At 38.2% G+C, this 15,840-nt stretch carries 16 protein-coding genes; 9 read left to right on the plus strand and 7 right to left on the minus strand.

Annotated elements, in window-relative coordinates; all coding sequences use genetic code 11:
• Window positions 1-76: 76 nt before the first annotated feature.
• The 4 genes from O1Q81_RS03415 to O1Q81_RS03430 all read right to left on the minus strand — a co-directional run bounded on the left by O1Q81_RS03415 (window position 77) and on the right by O1Q81_RS03430 (window position 5,226).
• Window positions 77-622 (minus strand): NYN domain-containing protein, encoded by a 546-nt coding sequence (locus O1Q81_RS03415; protein WP_386698243.1) that lies wholly within the window; start codon window positions 620-622, stop codon window positions 77-79.
• Between the two features lie 450 nt (window positions 623-1,072).
• Entirely contained in the window at window positions 1,073-2,251 is a 1,179-nt protein-coding gene (locus O1Q81_RS03420) for an N-acetylneuraminate epimerase (RefSeq protein WP_386689423.1), read from the minus strand.
• A 31-nt stretch (window positions 2,252-2,282) separates the two neighbouring features.
• Window positions 2,283-4,136 carry a TRAP transporter large permease subunit gene (locus O1Q81_RS03425; protein WP_386689426.1) on the minus strand — a complete coding sequence of 618 codons (1,854 nt, stop codon included), beginning with the start codon at window positions 4,134-4,136 and terminating at the stop codon, window positions 2,283-2,285.
• A 94-nt stretch (window positions 4,137-4,230) separates the two neighbouring features.
• The gene (locus O1Q81_RS03430) at window positions 4,231-5,226 is read right to left on the minus strand and encodes a sialic acid TRAP transporter substrate-binding protein SiaP (protein WP_386689429.1); all 996 of its coding nucleotides are present in this window, start codon (window positions 5,224-5,226) and stop codon (window positions 4,231-4,233) included.
• 365 nt (window positions 5,227-5,591) lie between these two features.
• Here O1Q81_RS03430 and O1Q81_RS03435 point away from each other — a divergent pair, with 365 nt between their 5' ends.
• From O1Q81_RS03435 to nagA, 6 genes are all read left to right on the plus strand, one after another.
• The gene (locus O1Q81_RS03435) at window positions 5,592-6,278 is read left to right on the plus strand and encodes an N-acetylmannosamine-6-phosphate 2-epimerase (RefSeq protein ID WP_386689432.1); all 687 of its coding nucleotides are present in this window, start codon (window positions 5,592-5,594) and stop codon (window positions 6,276-6,278) included.
• Window positions 6,279-6,304: 26 nt separating this feature from the next.
• A complete protein-coding gene (locus O1Q81_RS03440; protein WP_386689436.1) occupies window positions 6,305-7,186 on the plus strand; it encodes an N-acetylmannosamine kinase in 882 nt (293 codons plus the stop codon).
• A 28-nt stretch (window positions 7,187-7,214) separates the two neighbouring features.
• The gene (locus O1Q81_RS03445) at window positions 7,215-8,093 is read left to right on the plus strand and encodes a MurR/RpiR family transcriptional regulator (protein WP_386689439.1); all 879 of its coding nucleotides are present in this window, start codon (window positions 7,215-7,217) and stop codon (window positions 8,091-8,093) included.
• Window positions 8,094-8,104: 11 nt separating this feature from the next.
• Window positions 8,105-8,986, plus strand: a complete 882-nt coding sequence (gene nanA / locus O1Q81_RS03450; protein ID WP_386689442.1) for an N-acetylneuraminate lyase — start codon at window positions 8,105-8,107, stop codon at window positions 8,984-8,986.
• A gap of 346 nt (window positions 8,987-9,332) precedes the next feature.
• Window positions 9,333-10,142: a glucosamine-6-phosphate deaminase gene (nagB, locus tag O1Q81_RS03455; protein ID WP_386689445.1), complete on the plus strand. Its 810-nt coding sequence runs from the start codon at window positions 9,333-9,335 to the stop codon at window positions 10,140-10,142.
• A 52-nt stretch (window positions 10,143-10,194) separates the two neighbouring features.
• Entirely contained in the window at window positions 10,195-11,337 is a 1,143-nt protein-coding gene (nagA, locus tag O1Q81_RS03460; RefSeq protein WP_386689447.1) for an N-acetylglucosamine-6-phosphate deacetylase, read from the plus strand.
• Between the two features lie 83 nt (window positions 11,338-11,420).
• On the opposite strand, the gene tpx is transcribed toward nagA, so the two are convergent.
• Entirely contained in the window at window positions 11,421-11,918 is a 498-nt protein-coding gene (gene tpx, locus O1Q81_RS03465; RefSeq protein ID WP_386689450.1) for a thiol peroxidase, read from the minus strand.
• A gap of 93 nt (window positions 11,919-12,011) precedes the next feature.
• Between tpx and O1Q81_RS03470 the strand changes: the two genes are divergently transcribed.
• On the plus strand, window positions 12,012-12,824 hold the full coding sequence (locus O1Q81_RS03470; protein ID WP_386689452.1) for a Cof-type HAD-IIB family hydrolase: 813 nt from the start codon (window positions 12,012-12,014) through the stop codon (window positions 12,822-12,824).
• A 36-nt stretch (window positions 12,825-12,860) separates the two neighbouring features.
• On the opposite strand, the gene O1Q81_RS03475 is transcribed toward O1Q81_RS03470, so the two are convergent.
• Entirely contained in the window at window positions 12,861-13,364 is a 504-nt protein-coding gene (locus tag O1Q81_RS03475; RefSeq protein ID WP_386689454.1) for a DUF2301 domain-containing membrane protein, read from the minus strand.
• Between the two features lie 126 nt (window positions 13,365-13,490).
• On the opposite strand from O1Q81_RS03475, the gene O1Q81_RS03480 reads away from it, so the two are divergent.
• Window positions 13,491-14,177 carry an amidophosphoribosyltransferase gene (locus tag O1Q81_RS03480; protein WP_386689456.1) on the plus strand — a complete coding sequence of 229 codons (687 nt, stop codon included), beginning with the start codon at window positions 13,491-13,493 and terminating at the stop codon, window positions 14,175-14,177.
• Window positions 14,178-14,242: 65 nt separating this feature from the next.
• A complete protein-coding gene (gene nfuA / locus O1Q81_RS03485) occupies window positions 14,243-14,830 on the plus strand; it encodes a Fe-S biogenesis protein NfuA (RefSeq protein WP_386689458.1) in 588 nt (195 codons plus the stop codon).
• A 69-nt stretch (window positions 14,831-14,899) separates the two neighbouring features.
• Here nfuA and ribF read toward each other — a convergent pair whose 3' ends face one another.
• Complete coding sequence (gene ribF / locus O1Q81_RS03490; protein ID WP_386689460.1) at window positions 14,900-15,829, minus strand: bifunctional riboflavin kinase/FAD synthetase; 930 nt, start codon at window positions 15,827-15,829, stop codon at window positions 14,900-14,902.
• Window positions 15,830-15,840: the final 11 nt, after the last annotated feature.

Consider the following 15,840-nt stretch of genomic DNA (forward strand, 5'->3'; position numbering starts at 1 on the left):
GCTTCTTCATGCGTAATAGTTTCTTCTAACCCATTTTGCATTTTGTAGATTAAATCAAGTTCCATTTCAACATCTGCTAAGCTTGTAATGATTCTTTACCCATTTTCACCCTATTTAAAACAGCTTCTGCCAATATGATTTCTTGTAAATCATCATGTTTCTTTTTATGAAAGTATGTACTTCTTAATCCATCAATATGCTCATTAAGTTGGTCAGGGATATTTTGATGTATAGGATCTAAAATAAAGTCAACACCTTCTCTCCTTGCCAACTTTGCAGCGGGTACAAAATCAGAATCACCAGCAATAAGTACTATTTGATTAACTTGTTTTTTTAAAGCTAGTGTGGTTATATCAATACCTATTCGCATATCAACACCTTTCTGCCGAGTATTAATAATCACATCATTTTCTTGCAATGGAGATTTTGATAGATCACGTTTTCCTTTTAAAATAGCTTGTTCAATATCTGGTTTAATAATCCATTCTACGGTTTGAGATAAATCACCCAATCGCAATGCTAATTTTCTTTTTTTTAATAAACGTTGGTGTAGTTCGGTTCTGAATATGGCTTCATTTGATTTCGAGAAATCAACTGCCTTTTTGCTGATAGGATTGTGCATTTTCTTTTCCAATGGAGCACAATCGTAGAAAAAATACGATAGAGTTCTTGTTTAACCTTTCTTTTGTCCGATAAATGTAACATAGCACAGCGAACAGCGAGATCTGCTATACGTTGTGCATTAAAATAGTTATTTGGTTCAAAATGCCTGATACGTTTAATAAAATAAGTACCATCAATTAAAATCGCCATCGCCATTTTCTTTTCCTTATATAGAAAAAACCCTAAGGTTCGGCATAATGTCTGGATAAGTGACAAAAGCGTACAACTAAGGGTTGGATTATTACTAAGTGTAAATTTTTGTCTGTTAATGTCAAGTGGATATTAATAAAAAAACAACGACATCATCCTTGATATCGTTGGTTGATTAAAATTAAGAGGAAATCACACCGCACTTTTACACCAGTCGCATCTGGGAAACGCAAAAGTGCGGTCATTTTTTTGAAGATTTTTATTCTTCAACGACAAGTTTTTTGCCGTCATAGCTTACAGTACGAACTTCGGTTAATGCTTTACCGCCGTCTGTTTCACCCCCGACAAATAACACTTTATTTTCATACGGTAAAGCTACACCGTAAGCAATATTGTGCGGATAGTTACCGATAATTTTCCAAGTACCGCTTTTAGCATCTAAAGTATAGAAGTCGCTATGATAGGTTTTTTTCAAGCCACCAGTACGGTGAGCATCGTTGATGCCTTTGGCATAGTTCGCTCTTGCACCTGGGAAGTTTGCACCACCTGTCACGATAAAGTGACCGTTGGTATAACCGCCCATACCACCTGCGATACCGTCTTGTTGATCATAACCTTTCGGTGCTGGTAAGTTGCCAAGTTTTTTCCAGTCTTTTACGCCGTCTTTGGTGATAGTACCTTGTGCGGTGCCATCAGTACGAAGACCTGCTTTGATTTCACCGTTGACCACTAACAATTTGCCATTGTTAATACCCACAGATGCCCCTGCACGACCTGAATATGGGAAGTAACCTTCGTTACGCCATGTGTTAGTCGCAGGTTCATAACTCACAATGTCAGATGAGAAGAAGAAGTCTTGCGCACGTAGGTTAAAGTACGCATCAAAGATTGGTGCGGTTTTTTCTTTGATTTTATCTTTGTCGGCTTCTTTGTCTAAACCTGCACTAGCTTTTTTCACGTCTTGGAATAAGCCGTTCCAGATTTCTTGGTTGATACCACCCACGAAGTAAACTTTGCCGTGATCAGTCACGCCAGTTGCACCCACAGCTGCACGAGGCGAACGTGTATCTAATTTTGTCCAAGTGTTAGTGGCTGGATCATAAGAATAAGCATCGTTGATTACTTGGTTATCGGCTACATCGTTATTTTGGAAACCACCGAAAACATAAAGTTTGCCATCGATACCAGCTGCGACAGGTTGGTTACGAGCACCGCCCGGGAATGCAGCTAATTCTTGCCATTTTGCATCTTTCTCTTTTAAGTTAAGAGAATAGAATTTGTCACCACCTGAACCTAATCCCACATAAACGGTGTCACCGATCAATGCACCTGCACCGCTTTTAATTCCCACAGGTAAATCAGGATATTGTGCTGCTTGGGCTGCGAACGCTGTTAAGCCCAATACAGATACAGCTAATAAAGATTTAGTGAATTTCATAATAGAACTCCTTAATGTGTATTTTTAAATGTTAGCCATTTGGCATTAATAAGTTTGGAATAAAGGTAATGATTTCAGGGAAAATTGTAATCAATACCAGCGTAATAAATATTGGTACTAAGAATGGCAGTACCCCTTTGGTTACGGTAGATACCGACATATTACCTACACGTGCTACCACAAACAACGCCATTCCCATTGGTGGTGTTAAGATACCAATCATCATGTTCATTAAGGTCATTACTCCGAAGAAGATTAAGTCGATACCGAAATGTTGTGCAATTGGAATTAACATTGGTAATACTAAGAATTGCAACGCAAGGGCATCAATAAACATACCTAAGAATAATAACAATAAGTTAATCATGACCAGTACGGTTAATGGTGAATCCGCTACGGTTACAAACACTTCAGCTAAACGCATTGCCACTTGTTCGCGAGCAATCATATCGCCGAAGAATGTCACGGTCATCACCATTAATACGGTTACGCCCGTAATGGACACCGCTTCAACACAGCTTTTGAACAATAATTGTAAGGTTAATTCTTTATAGACAAAACGGCTGACAATGATGGAGTATGCCACAGCGACTACGGCAGCTTCCGTTGGGGTAAACATGCCTGAGAAGATACCGCCAATAATGATAATCGGGGTTAAAATTGCCCATACGCTGGATTTAAAAGCGGCACAAAGTTCTGGCATAGTCGCTTTTGGTGTTCTTGGATAACCGCGTTTTTTACACACGAAGTAGTTCATAACCATTAACGCAATGGTGACCAATACGCCAGGTACAAAACCCGCCACGAACAATTTGGCAATGGATTGGTTGGCGATAACACCATAAATAATCATGGAGATACTTGGTGGCACTAATGGACCGATAATACAAGAGGCTGCGGTAATACCACCACTGATGTCATCATCATATCCCGCATCACGCATCGCTTTGATTTCTAATTGACCTAAACCACCCGCATCGGCAATGGCAGAACCTGACATACCAGAGAACAGTAAACTTGCCCCGATATTCACATGTCCCATACCACCAGTGTAGTGACCTAACAAGGCTTTGGCGAAGTTAAAGATCCGTTCAGTGATTCCGCCCCCGTTCATTAAGATCCCCGTTAAGATAAAGAACGGTACACTTAATAATGAGAAACTGTTTAGGCTATCGACTAATTTATTGGCGGCACTGTTGACAATATTCCAGCGTGTCATAGAGAAATAAAGCAAGGTGGCAATAAACAATGACCAACCTACTGGCGTGCCTAAGAACATGATTACCAGCCAAACTACAAGTACTAAATAAACGGCATTGTCGCCAAGTTTCACATATTGCGAAATACGAAGCACTTTGAACACATCAGGGGCGAAGAATAAAAGAGCTAATAAAATCACCGCACCTATGGCAAACACCGTGGCGGATAAATAGGAAGTTTGATTGGTAAAGTTTTCAGTTTGTGCTTGTAAGAAACGGATTAGCACCAGCACGGAAATAAAGGCTTGAGCCGCATATAACCATTTATCACTGATTTCTAACGCCACCAATTCAAAGGATGCCCCAATCCAGACTTTAAAGCCTAAATGGATAAAAATAATGATAGAAGCAAAAATCAACAGTTGCACAAAAGTATTAGTGGCTTTTTTTACTTTTGGTGGCATGAGATTGGTGATAAAGTCGAGATAAATATGTTGTTGGCTACGCACTGCCATACTGATCCCGAACATACTCACATAGATAAACAGCAATCTTGCCAATTCTTCTGACCAAATTAATGGTGAATCAAAGATTTGACGTGCAATGACTTGGGTAAGAAGAATTAGGAACACAATGAACAATAATGTTCCGCCAACCCATTCTTCTATTTTATTAAAAAATTTCATAAATACCTCGATATGTCGAGTAAAACAAGGAAATTAAAACATTAGATTGCCCTATCCCCACCAGAGGAAAATGAGAATAGGGCATTGAGGTTAATTATTTGATTTTTGAAAATTCATCAAAGGCATCTTGACCTACTTTGCCATTCTTTTTCAAGTATTCGTCATAGTAAGGTTTTAATGCTGCTTTGAACGGTGCTAAATCAGGATGAGTTACTGTTACACCTTGTTTTTCAAAGAAAGCGATATCGTTTGCTTCGCCGTCGTGGAATAATTTACTGTGGTATTCCGCTGCTTTTTCTGCCGCATCTTTCACCACTTTTTGTAAGTCAGCAGGTAAATCTGCAAAGGTTTCATTACTGACTAAATAAAGTTGGTCATTTAAGATATGGTTAGTGATTGCTAAATATTTTTGCACTTCATAGAATTTTTGCGCCCGAATAGTTGGCAATGGGTTTTCTTGACCATCTACAGAGTTAGTTTGTAAGGCTAAATATACTTCAGAGAACGCCATTGGAGTTGGTGCTGCACCCACATATTTTGCAAAGGCAAGGTTAGTTGCTGCATTTGGTACACGTAATTTCAATCCTTTCATATCAGCAATAGAATTAATCGGACGGTTTGATGAAGTTTGACGCGTACCGTTATAAGCTACTGATAATAAAGTCATACCTTGTTCATCATGGACTTTACGTAATAATTCTTTACCAAAATTGGTTTCTAATAATGCTTTTTTGCTGAATTCAATGTTTGGCACCACATAAGGTAACGCAAAGATTTCTGCTTCTGGGTAGAAAATTTGGAAACGGGCAGATTCTGCAAAAGTGAAATCCAACGCACCATCTTTTAATTGTTTCATCATGGTACGGTCATCACCTAATTGAGATGATGGGAAAAGTTTCACTTCGATTTTGCCCGCAGATTTATCTTTCACTTCTTTAGCGAAAAATTCTGCTGCTTTATATTCGTTTTGGCTTGTACCTGCATTCATACCGAATTTTAAATCGTAATCCGCTGCCAATGCAGAAGTTGCAAAAGCAGATGCCGCAACGCCAGCACAAAATGTTGCTAAGAATAGTTTATTGAATTTCATAAGTACGCTCCTGTTAAAAAGATTGTCAGAGTTTTTGAGTTTGAGATGTAATTAAACCTATGTGGTTTTAATATGCTTTGCATTCTGGATCAAAAAAATCAAAAAATAAATATATTTTTGAAGTTAAATTTCAAAAATGAGAGGTAGATCACAAAATTAAAAAATTCTTTTAAAATTTTTGGATTTTTACTCCACTTTTGGAAATTTTTAGGCATATAATGAGTCATATATATGGGACTTTTGGATCAAAGTGTAAAAATTTCCGACAAAGTATCTCAAAAAGTCTTGCCATTTTATTCGTTAGAGCGTAATCTAATGAATTAATGAAGTATTAATTCTAAAAATAAAAAATAAACGGAGTATATATGTCAAAATTATCTCATTCCGACGTGCTTACTCAAATCTCAAAAGGATTTATTTCTTCTTGTCAGCCCGTGGATGATGGTCCAATGGACAAACCTGAAATTGTTGCAGCTATGGCTCAAGCCTCACAAAATGGTGGTGCATCTGGTTTACGTATTGAAGGTGTTGAAAATCTAAAAGCAACACGCCCATTTGTTACTATTCCTATTATAGGGATAAAAAAACGTGATTTACCTGATAGCCCTGTGCGAATCACCCCTTTCTTGCAGGATATTGAAGATTTAGCTGCTGCTGGTGCGGATATTATTGCTGTAGATGGCACCAATCGCCCTCGTCCTGTGGATATAGAAAGTGCGGTGAAAAAAATCCATGAATGTGGTTGTTTGGCAATGGCGGATTGTTCTAATTTAGAAGAAGGTTTGTATTGTCAAAAATTAGGTTTTGATATTGTGGGTAGTACAATGTCTGGTTACACTGGTGGAGAAATTCCGAAAGAACCTGATTATCAATTAGTCAAAGATTTAAAAGCTGCGGGCTGTTTTGTGATGGCGGAAGGTCGTTACAACACCCCTGAATTAGCGAAAGTCGCCATTGAAATCGGGGCAGATGCAGTGACAGTGGGTTCAGCGTTGACCCGTTTAGAGCATATTGTGAGCTGGTTTGCGAATGCGGTGAAATCAGCCAAGTAAGTAGCAAAGTAATTAAGGAAGTTTATATGCGTTGTTTAGCCCTCGATATTGGCGGTACAAAAATAGCGGCAGCGTTAGTGGAAAATAACCAAATCCAACAACGTCAGCAAATTGTTACCCCACAAGATAATGCGGCTCAGGCTTTACATCAGGCTTTAGCAAGTTTAGTCGAGCAATATGCAGGACAGTTTGATTATGTGTCTGTTGCCTCAACGGGCATCATAAATAACGGTATTTTAACCGCACTTAATCCGAAAAATTTGGGTGGCTTGGCTGAATTTCCATTGAAAGAAAGCATTGCCCGTCATACCGATAAACCGATTTTCTTATTGAATGATGTGCAGGCCGCCGCTTGTGCTGAATATCAAGAAGTTGATTCGAAAAAAGTCCCTAATTTTGCTTTTATCGTGGTTTCCACGGGAGTTGGGGGCGGAATTATTTTAAATGGCGAATTACAAACAGGACCAAATGGGGTAGTAGGGCATATTGGACACAGCCTTGCGGATCCGAATGGTGAAATTTGTGGGTGCGGTCGTCGTGGTTGTGTCGAAGCTGTTGCAGCTGGGCGAGCCATTGAACGTGATGCACAAAAATGGGATAACCCTTGTTCGCCAAAAGAAGTCTTTGCGTTATTTCGTGAAAATGATGAAAAAGCCACCGCACTTGTACAGCGTTCTGCCAAGGCTATTGCCAATTTAGTGGCTGACTTGGTGATATCACTTGATATTCAACAAGTTGTGCTGGGCGGTAGCGTGGGATTAGCTGAGGGTTATTTACCTTTAGTGAAGCAATATGTACAAGCAATGCCACATTTTTATCATTGTGAATTAACCACAGCAAAATATGCAGGTGATGCTGGTTTAATCGGTGCTGCATATTGGGGAGGCATAGCATTAGCTAGAACGTAATTAGTTTAGGAATTCAGGGGAATTAACTATGGTCACTACACCTAATGAAAGCAGTAAAATTTTAGATACAATCGGTGCATTACAAAGCAGTTTAACCAAAACTGAAAAACGTATTGCCGAACAAATTCTTATTACACCAGAATTAATTGCACAATCTTCTTTAGCTGAAATTGCAAAGTCGTTAAATGTAGGCGAAGCGACCTTTATTCGTTTTTGTCGAACACTTGGATTTAAAGGATTTAGCGATTTTAAATTGGATTTTGCTATTGAACTTGCGACACAAAGTCAACAGTCATCAGATTTATTAGATACAACTATTACGGCAAAGGATAGCCCAAAAGAAATAGCTAGTAAGTTGCAAAGTGTTATTAATAACGTGGTCGGTGAAACCATTAATTTGTTAGATTTTGATGCGTTGAGTAATGTCGTAAAAGAACTGCGTAAGGCTAAACGAATTTATTTGTTTGGTGTAGGTTCGTCAGGTGTTGTGGCTGACGGAGCAAAAAATAAATTAATGCGTATTGGTTTTCAGGTTGATGCTGAAACAAATAACCATTTTATGTATATGCAGGCTTCGTTAATGAGAAAAGGGGACGTGGTAATTGGTATTAGTCATTCTGGTACTTCACCTGAAACTACTAAAGCCCTTGACATTGCGAAACAGGCAGGAGCAGTAACGGTAGCAATCACCCATAATTTGCGTTCACCGATTACTAAAGTTTCGGATTATGTACTCAATAATGGTAATCGCCAAGGTCAGTTACAAGGTGACTCCGTGGGTACACAAATCACTCAGTTATTCGTACTTGATCTGATTTATGCGTTATTGGTTCAAGCCGAAAAAGAAAAAGCAAAACAATCTAAACAAAAAACTGTTGCAGTTATTGAGCAACAACAGAATAAATAGGAGAAAATTTAATGAAAAACTTAAAAGGTATTTTCAGTGCATTATTAGTGTCTTTTAATGAAGATGGTTCAGTGAATGAAAAAGGTTTGCGTCAAATCATTCGTCATAACATTGATAAAATGAAAGTAGATGGTTTATATGTGGGCGGTTCTACTGGCGAAAACTTTATGCTTTCTACCGAAGAGAAAAAACAAATCTTCCGTATTGCTAAAGATGAAGCCAAAGATCAAGTCGCCTTAATTGCTCAAGTAGGTAGCGTAAACTTAAAAGAAGCGGTGGAATTAGGTAAATATGCCACAGAATTAGGTTATGACAGCTTATCAGCAGTAACACCTTTCTACTACAAATTTAGCTTCCCAGAAATTAAACATTACTATGAAACTATTATTGCTGAAACTGGTAATAATATGATTGTTTATTCTATTCCGTTCTTAACTGGCGTGAATATGGGCGTGGAACAATTCGGTGAACTTTACAAAAACCCTAAAGTGTTAGGTGTGAAATTTACTGCTGGCGACTTCTATTTATTAGAACGTTTAAGTAAGGCTTATCCAGAAAAATTAATATGGGCTGGTTTTGACGAAATGATGGTACCTGCTGCATCTTTAGGTGTACATGGTGCGATCGGTTCAACTTTCAACGTGAACGGTTTACGTGCAAGACAAATTTTTGAATTAACTCAATCAGGTAAAGTAAAAGAAGCATTGGAAATTCAACACGTTACTAACGATTTAATTGAAGGTATTTTGGCGAATGGTTTATACCTAACGATCAAAGAAATCTTGAAATTACAAGGTGTAGATGCGGGTTATTGTCGTGAACCAATGACAGCGAAAGCCACTGATGCACAATTAGTTCGTGCCAAAGAGTTGTATGAAACGTTTCTTAAATAAAAATAAGAAAATTTAGACCGCAGTTTTTGGGGTAGCCCCCCTCAGGGCTTCGCCCAGCTCCCCCCGCAAGCAGGGGGAGCGAACAATAAAACAAACGAGTGGTTACGTTCTTCTCCCTTTTGCAAGCAGGGGAGCGAATAATAAAACAAACAAGTGGTTACGTTCTTCTCCCTCTCGCAAGTGGGGGAGCGAACAATAAAACAAATAAGTGTTTATGTTTTTCTCCCTCTCGTGAGTAGGGGGAAAGAACAATAAAACAAGCAAATATTTTTCGCTCCCCCTGCTTGCGGGGGGAGCTGGGCGAAGCCCTGAGGGGGGCTAACCCCAAATATCTTAAGGAGCTAATATGCGTTTAATTCCATTAAAAAACGCTGAACAAGTAGCAAAATGGTCTGCACGTCATATTGTGGATCGTATCAATCAATTTAATCCGACCGAACAACGTCCATTTGTTTTAGGTTTACCAACGGGCGGCACCCCTTTAGCTACTTATAAAGAACTGATTGCTTTATGCAAAGCTGGAGAGGTGAGCTTTAAATATGTAGTAACGTTTAACATGGATGAATATGTTGATCTACCAAAAGAACACCCTGAAAGCTACCACAGTTTTATGTATAATAATTTTTTCAATCATATTGATATTCAAGAAAAAAATATCAATATTCTAAATGGTAATAGCGAAGATCATGATGCGGAGTGTCGCCGTTACGAGGAAAAAATTAAGTCCTATGGTAAAATCAATCTTTTTATGGGGGGGGTCGGTAATGACGGTCATATTGCGTTCAATGAACCAGCATCGTCACTTGCATCACGTACAAGAATTAAAACTCTCACCCAAGATACACTGATTGCTAATTCCCGTTTCTTTGATAATGATGTGAATAAAGTACCAAAATATGCCTTAACTATCGGTGTAGGCACATTATTAGATGCGGAAGAAGTGATGATTCTCGCCACGGGGCATAATAAAGCTCTTGCTGTACAAGCAGGCGTGGAAGGTTCAGTGAACCATTTCTGGACAATCAGTGCGTTGCAACAACATCGTCATTATATTTTGGTGTGTGATGAGCCAGCGACTCAGGAATTAAAAGTAAAAACAGTGAAATATTTTACTGAGTTGGAAGCCCGAGCTATTCATTCAGTAGTCAATGACTAACTGATTAATAACTACATATTTTTACACCCTAAACGCTTTTAAGGAATATAAAATGAAATACGCTTTAACGAACGCCGTGATCTATACAGGCTATGATGTGTTGTATGGTCACTCAGTCATAGTTGACAATGACAAAATTGTGGATATTGTTCGCCATGAACATTTACCGCATGATATTCAACATTTTGATTTAAAAGGTAATAACCTTACAGCTGGATTTATTGATTTACAATTAAATGGTTGCGGTGGTGTGATGTTTAATGATCAAACTAGCGTAGAAACCCTTGAAATTATGCAACAAACTAACGTTCGTTCAGGGACCACCAGCTATTTACCAACGTTTATTACTTCACCAGATGAAGATATGAAAATTGCGGTGCAAATTATGCGAGAATATTTGGATAAACACCAAAACCAAGCCTTAGGTTTACACTTGGAAGGTCCTTATTTAAGTATTGAGAAAAAAGGTGTACATCGCCCTGAATATATTCGTGAAATCTCCCCTGAAATGAAAGATTTTCTTTGTGCTAATGCAGATGTGATTACTAAACTTACCTTAGCAGCGGATAACCCAACTGTAAATTATGTGCCTGATTTTGTGAAAGCTGGTATTGTGGTGTCTATCGGTCACTCTAATGCAACTTATGATGTGGCAAAAGAGTCTTTCAAAAAAGGGATTACTTTTGCAACGCACTTACATAATGCGATGTCACCAATTAGCTCTGGTCGTGCTATGGGTGTAGTTGGTGCGGTGTTGGATTCTGATGATGTTTATGCTGGTATTATCGTGGATGGTATTCATGTTAATTTTGGTAATGTGAAAATCGCTAAACGAGCTAAGGGGGATAAACTTTGTATTGTGACAGATGCTATTGCAGCAGCAGGTTCAGATATTAAAGGATTTACTTTTGTGGGAAAACCTATCTATGTTCGTGACGGTCGTTGTTATGATGCGAATAATACCATTGCAGGGGCATCAATTACGATGATTGAAAGTGTCGAAAATGCCGTGAAAGAAGTGGGTATTCCGTTAGATGAAAGTTTGAGAATGTGTAACCTTTATCCTGCTCGAGCAATCGGTGTAGATGATAAACTTGGTTCTATTGAAGTCGGAAAAATTGCTAACTTGACTGTATTTACGAATGATTTTAAAGTAGAAAATACAGCGGTAAATGGGGTTTGGCAGTTGGATTAAATGTAGATAAGATACATCAGTATATATAAACCCCGTACTGGCGTACGGGGTTAGGTATAGTTACGCCACTCTGTGGCTTATTTTTACAGAACCGCTAATGCTTTCTCATAGTTTGGTTCATTTTTAATTTCACTCACCAATTCAGAATACAATACTTTGTTATTTTCATCTAACACAATGACTGAACGAGAAGTTAATCCTGCTAAACCGCTACTGGCAATATCTACGCCCAATTTAGTGTGTAAAGATTTATCACGGAAAGTGGATAGCGTTTGCACGTTTTCAATACCTTCCGCACCACAAAAACGAGCGTGAGCAAAAGGTAAGTCGGCAGAAATACAAAGCACAACAGTATTCGCTAAATTTGCTGCTTTCTGATTAAAAGTGCGTACTGATGTAGCACAAACACCTGTATCAATACTTGGAAAAATATTTAAGATTTTGCGTTTGCCAGCAAAGTCGCTTAAAGCAACGTCTTCTAGTTTAGTGTTAGTAAAAACTAAATTTTCAACTGTTTCACCAACTTGTGGGAAATGTCCTTTTACTTCAATGAGAGTTCCTGCTAATGTTACTTGTGTCATTTTATGCTCCTATAATAAATAATAATACTTAACCATAAGTCCAAATTCATTCATAATAATGGGATATTTTAATCGAGAGTTCAAGGATTTTATATGAATTTACCTAATTTAAGCGATCAAATTAAAATCGTATTTTTTGATATTGACGAAACACTCATTGTTAAAGATAAGGATTTTTTACCTGAAAGCGTATTACCTAGCATTCAAAAATTACAACAAAAAGGGATTATTGCGGCTATTGCCACAGGGCGATCACCTTGTAGCTTTCCACCTAAAATCAAAGCATTAGTCAAACAAGCAGGAATGAATACTTTTGTCACTATGAATGGACAATATGTGGTACATCAGGGCAACGTAGTGGATAAGCTACCGATTCCACCACAAAAGATTACAGAAGTAGTCGCATTTTTTGAATCTGTTGGGTTTGATTATACCTTTGTGTCAAACGAACATTTAGCTGTATCAGCAATTACTGATCAAGTGCGTAGTGCGTTAGATCCATTGCAAACGGATTACCATATTGATAAAGACTATTACCAGACACATGATGTATTTCAAATTTTGCCCTTTTATGATGAAAGCAAAGATCAATTAGTGGAGAATTCTGGGGTTTTAAAGGGGCTAAAAACGGTTCGTTGGCATGAACAATCGGTCGATCTATTTGATGCTCAAGGTTCTAAGGCTCGTGGTATCTTGCATTTACTTAAGCATTTAAATTTATCTATCGAAAATGCAATGGCATTTGGTGATGGCTTAAATGATTTGGAAATGTTAAGTACCGTTGGTGTGGGGGTGGCAATGGGCAATGCTTGTGATGAATTGAAAGCCGTTGCGGATTTCGAAACCGATCATATTGAACGAGATGGAATTTATCGTTTTCTTCACCAAACAGGGTTAATTGATTAATGGTTTAGCTCCCTTGCTAGGGAGCTAAATTAATTGTTAGACTTGATATTTTCCCTTATCTCCGATATCAAAATGCAATGGCATACGCCATTTTTGAATCGCTAATACGGCAAAAAGTGCGGTGCAAATAACAGACAGAATTTGTAATCCAATCGTTATTTCAGCGACTTTAGTCAACCATAATAATGCTACAAAAATTGGCATCAGATTTAACGCAAAAATGCGGAAGCAAAAATATTCTTTAAAACAAAGCCCACCTAGTGTCACTAATGCTGCTCCCAATGCGAGTTCTGTTTGCCCGATAATCTGGAAAAATAGTGCTAACCACGTGGCAAATTGCAATAACAAGCGGAATTTCTTGAGATAAATATGCAATGATGAAGCACAAAGCAACGCCGCCGCTAAAATACCAATTTGAGCAAATTCGTAGTAGGGGAGAAGTGCGGTGAAAATCGCCGCCAGAATAAATCCAGTGCGATATAAACATACTGTGAGATAGTCTAAAAAGTCCATTGGTGACTTGATATGTGGATCAGCCATTTTATACTCCTTTATCTTAATAAAATAAAATTTTTGTGATTTGTATTCCAAATATTTCAGTTGCTATTTGTGATTATTTGGATTTTTAACAAGAATATCACAAATTAATATCAAGAATAAAATAAAATGAACTGGTTTGGCTTTAGTTGTGTGAAATGTCAGCAAAAATTAGCAATAGGTTGCCATGGTTTATGTAGCCGTTGTAATGCAGAGATTTACCGTTTTGCGTATTGTGGTTGCTGTGGGACGGAATTAACTCGTGATGAATTGCGTTGTGGTAGATGCTTACAGCAAGAACCAGCATGGCAACAGATGGTGATTATCGGACGTTATTCCGAACCTTTATCTACCTTGATTCATCGTTTCAAATTCCAAGGGCAGTTTTGGTTAGATCGGAGTTTAGCACGCTTGCTTTATTTAGCTGTGCGAAATGCAAGACGTACCCATGCTTTGTCTTTGCCTGATGTGATTTTACCCGTTCCATTACATCATTTTCGCCACTGGCAGCGGGGTTATAATCAAGCAGCATTACTGGCAAAATGGCTGGCACACTGGTTAAATATTCCCGTGCGAGAAGATCTTTTGTTACGCACTAAAAACACTCACAGCCAGCGAGGTTTAACCGCTAAAGCTCGGCGTAACAATCTAAAAAATGCGTTTATGGTGCAAAATAAACTAAAACAATGCAATTATAGATCGGTCTGTATTCTTGATGATGTGATTACCACAGGTTCAACGATGAATGAAATTGCTAAACAGTTACGCAAAATGGGCGTACAACATATTCAAGTCTGGGGATTGGCACGCACATAAAATTTGCATAAAGAGCGATCTCAGCGTATCATTTCCGACAAAATCGCTTAGATTAAGGAAAGAACATGGAGCAACAGATTACTATTTCAGCAGCCGCACAGGCTCATTTTCGTAAATTATTAGATCAGCAAGAAGAGGGTACTAATATTCGTATTTTTGTGGTTAACCCTGGTACACCCAGTGCAGAATGTGGCGTGTCTTATTGTCCAGCTAATGCGGTAGAAGATACAGATACAGAATTACAATATGATACTTTTTCTGCCTTTGTGGATGAAGTCAGCTTGCCATTTTTGGAAGATGCAGAAATTGATTATGTTACAGAAGAATTAGGTGCTCAATTAACCTTAAAAGCACCTAATGCAAAAATGCGTAAGGTATCAGATGATGCACCGCTAATTGAACGCGTGGACTATGTCATTCAAACTCAAATTAACCCACAATTAGCCAGTCATGGTGGACGGATTACCTTGATAGAGCTGACAGATGACGGCTATGCAGTGTTACAATTCGGCGGTGGTTGTAATGGCTGTTCAATGGTGGATGTTACCTTAAAAGATGGCGTAGAAAAACAATTAGTAGAAATGTTCCCGAATGAATTAAAAGGGGCAAAAGATGTGACTGAACACCAACGTGGTGAGCATTCTTATTATTAATTTAGTTCGCTATTAGAGATAAAAGTGCGGTGAAAATTTTTGTATTTTCTCGCACTTTTATTTATGTACTTATTTTGAATGAAAATAAGCTCTAGCAATATCTGCATCTTGCTGAATTTGTTGTTTTAATGCCTCAAGAGAAGCAAATTTTATTTCGTTACGCAGTTTGTAGCAAAATTCCACTTGAATATTTTGTCCATACAAATTTTGGTCAAAGTCAAATAGATGAACTTCTAATAATTGTATCAGACCTTGTACAGTTGGACGTTGCCCGATATTGGCAATACCTTGCACAATTTGACCGCAGTTTAATTTCACTTGCACCGCATATACTCCTTTAATGGGATTGACTTGGCGATGTAAGTGAATATTTGCCGTAGGAAAACCTAGGGTACGTCCGAGTTTTTGACCATGGATCACTTTTCCCCAGATACAATAAGGTCTGCCTAGCAATTTTTCTGCATCTACTAGTCGATCTTCCGCTAACGCTTGTCGAATGGCAGAACTGCTAATACGTAATTCATTTAAGCAAAAAGTGCGGTTATTTTCTACTTCAAATCCGTATTTTTGGCTTGCTTGCTGGAGTAAAGCAAAATTACCTTGTCTAGCTTGCCCAAAGTGGAAATCATCGCCAATGCTTAGGAATTTTACGTTGAGTTTATTGACTAATAATTCACTAATAAAATCTTGTGCGGTTTGTTCTGCGAAAGTGCGGTCAAATTTAGCACAGATTACATAATCTATGCCAGCTTGTTGAAAGTAATGTAACTTATCTCGTAATCGCATTAATCTTGCTGGTGCTTTTTCCCCTTGAAAATATTCCCGAGGCTGTGGCTCAAAAATCATCACGACAGTGGGTAAATTTAACGCCCGAGCTTTTTCTTTCAGATGTGTTAAGATTTTTTGATGCCCTAAATGAATGCCGTCAAAATTGCCGATGGTTAAGGCACAAGGGGAAAAATTACGTGGAAAATGATGAATACTGCGTATTAGTTGCATAGTAAATGGAT

This window comes from Lonepinella sp. MS14436 (assembly GCF_042470565.1).
Lineage (GTDB): Bacteria > Pseudomonadota > Gammaproteobacteria > Enterobacterales > Pasteurellaceae > Lonepinella.

Coding starts and splice junctions, on each gene's coding strand:
- O1Q81_RS03430 (WP_386689429.1), bottom strand. CDS start 5,226: ATGAAATTCAATAAACTATTCTTAGCAACATTTTGTGCTGGCGTTGCG.
- O1Q81_RS03475 (WP_386689454.1), bottom strand. CDS start 13,364: ATGGCTGATCCACATATCAAGTCACCAATGGACTTTTTAGACTATCTC.
- nagA (WP_386689447.1), top strand. CDS start 10,195: ATGAAATACGCTTTAACGAACGCCGTGATCTATACAGGCTATGATGTG.
- nfuA (WP_386689458.1), top strand. CDS start 14,243: ATGGAGCAACAGATTACTATTTCAGCAGCCGCACAGGCTCATTTTCGT.
- O1Q81_RS03435 (WP_386689432.1), top strand. CDS start 5,592: ATGTCAAAATTATCTCATTCCGACGTGCTTACTCAAATCTCAAAAGGA.
- O1Q81_RS03420 (WP_386689423.1), bottom strand. CDS start 2,251: ATGAAATTCACTAAATCTTTATTAGCTGTATCTGTATTGGGCTTAACA.
- ribF (WP_386689460.1), bottom strand. CDS start 15,829: ATGCAACTAATACGCAGTATTCATCATTTTCCACGTAATTTTTCCCCT.
- O1Q81_RS03480 (WP_386689456.1), top strand. CDS start 13,491: ATGAACTGGTTTGGCTTTAGTTGTGTGAAATGTCAGCAAAAATTAGCA.
- O1Q81_RS03445 (WP_386689439.1), top strand. CDS start 7,215: ATGGTCACTACACCTAATGAAAGCAGTAAAATTTTAGATACAATCGGT.
- O1Q81_RS03470 (WP_386689452.1), top strand. CDS start 12,012: ATGAATTTACCTAATTTAAGCGATCAAATTAAAATCGTATTTTTTGAT.
- O1Q81_RS03440 (WP_386689436.1), top strand. CDS start 6,305: ATGCGTTGTTTAGCCCTCGATATTGGCGGTACAAAAATAGCGGCAGCG.
- O1Q81_RS03415 (WP_386698243.1), bottom strand. CDS start 622: ATGCACAATCCTATCAGCAAAAAGGCAGTTGATTTCTCGAAATCAAAT.
- O1Q81_RS03425 (WP_386689426.1), bottom strand. CDS start 4,136: ATGAAATTTTTTAATAAAATAGAAGAATGGGTTGGCGGAACATTATTG.
- nagB (WP_386689445.1), top strand. CDS start 9,333: ATGCGTTTAATTCCATTAAAAAACGCTGAACAAGTAGCAAAATGGTCT.
- nanA (WP_386689442.1), top strand. CDS start 8,105: ATGAAAAACTTAAAAGGTATTTTCAGTGCATTATTAGTGTCTTTTAAT.
- tpx (WP_386689450.1), bottom strand. CDS start 11,918: ATGACACAAGTAACATTAGCAGGAACTCTCATTGAAGTAAAAGGACAT.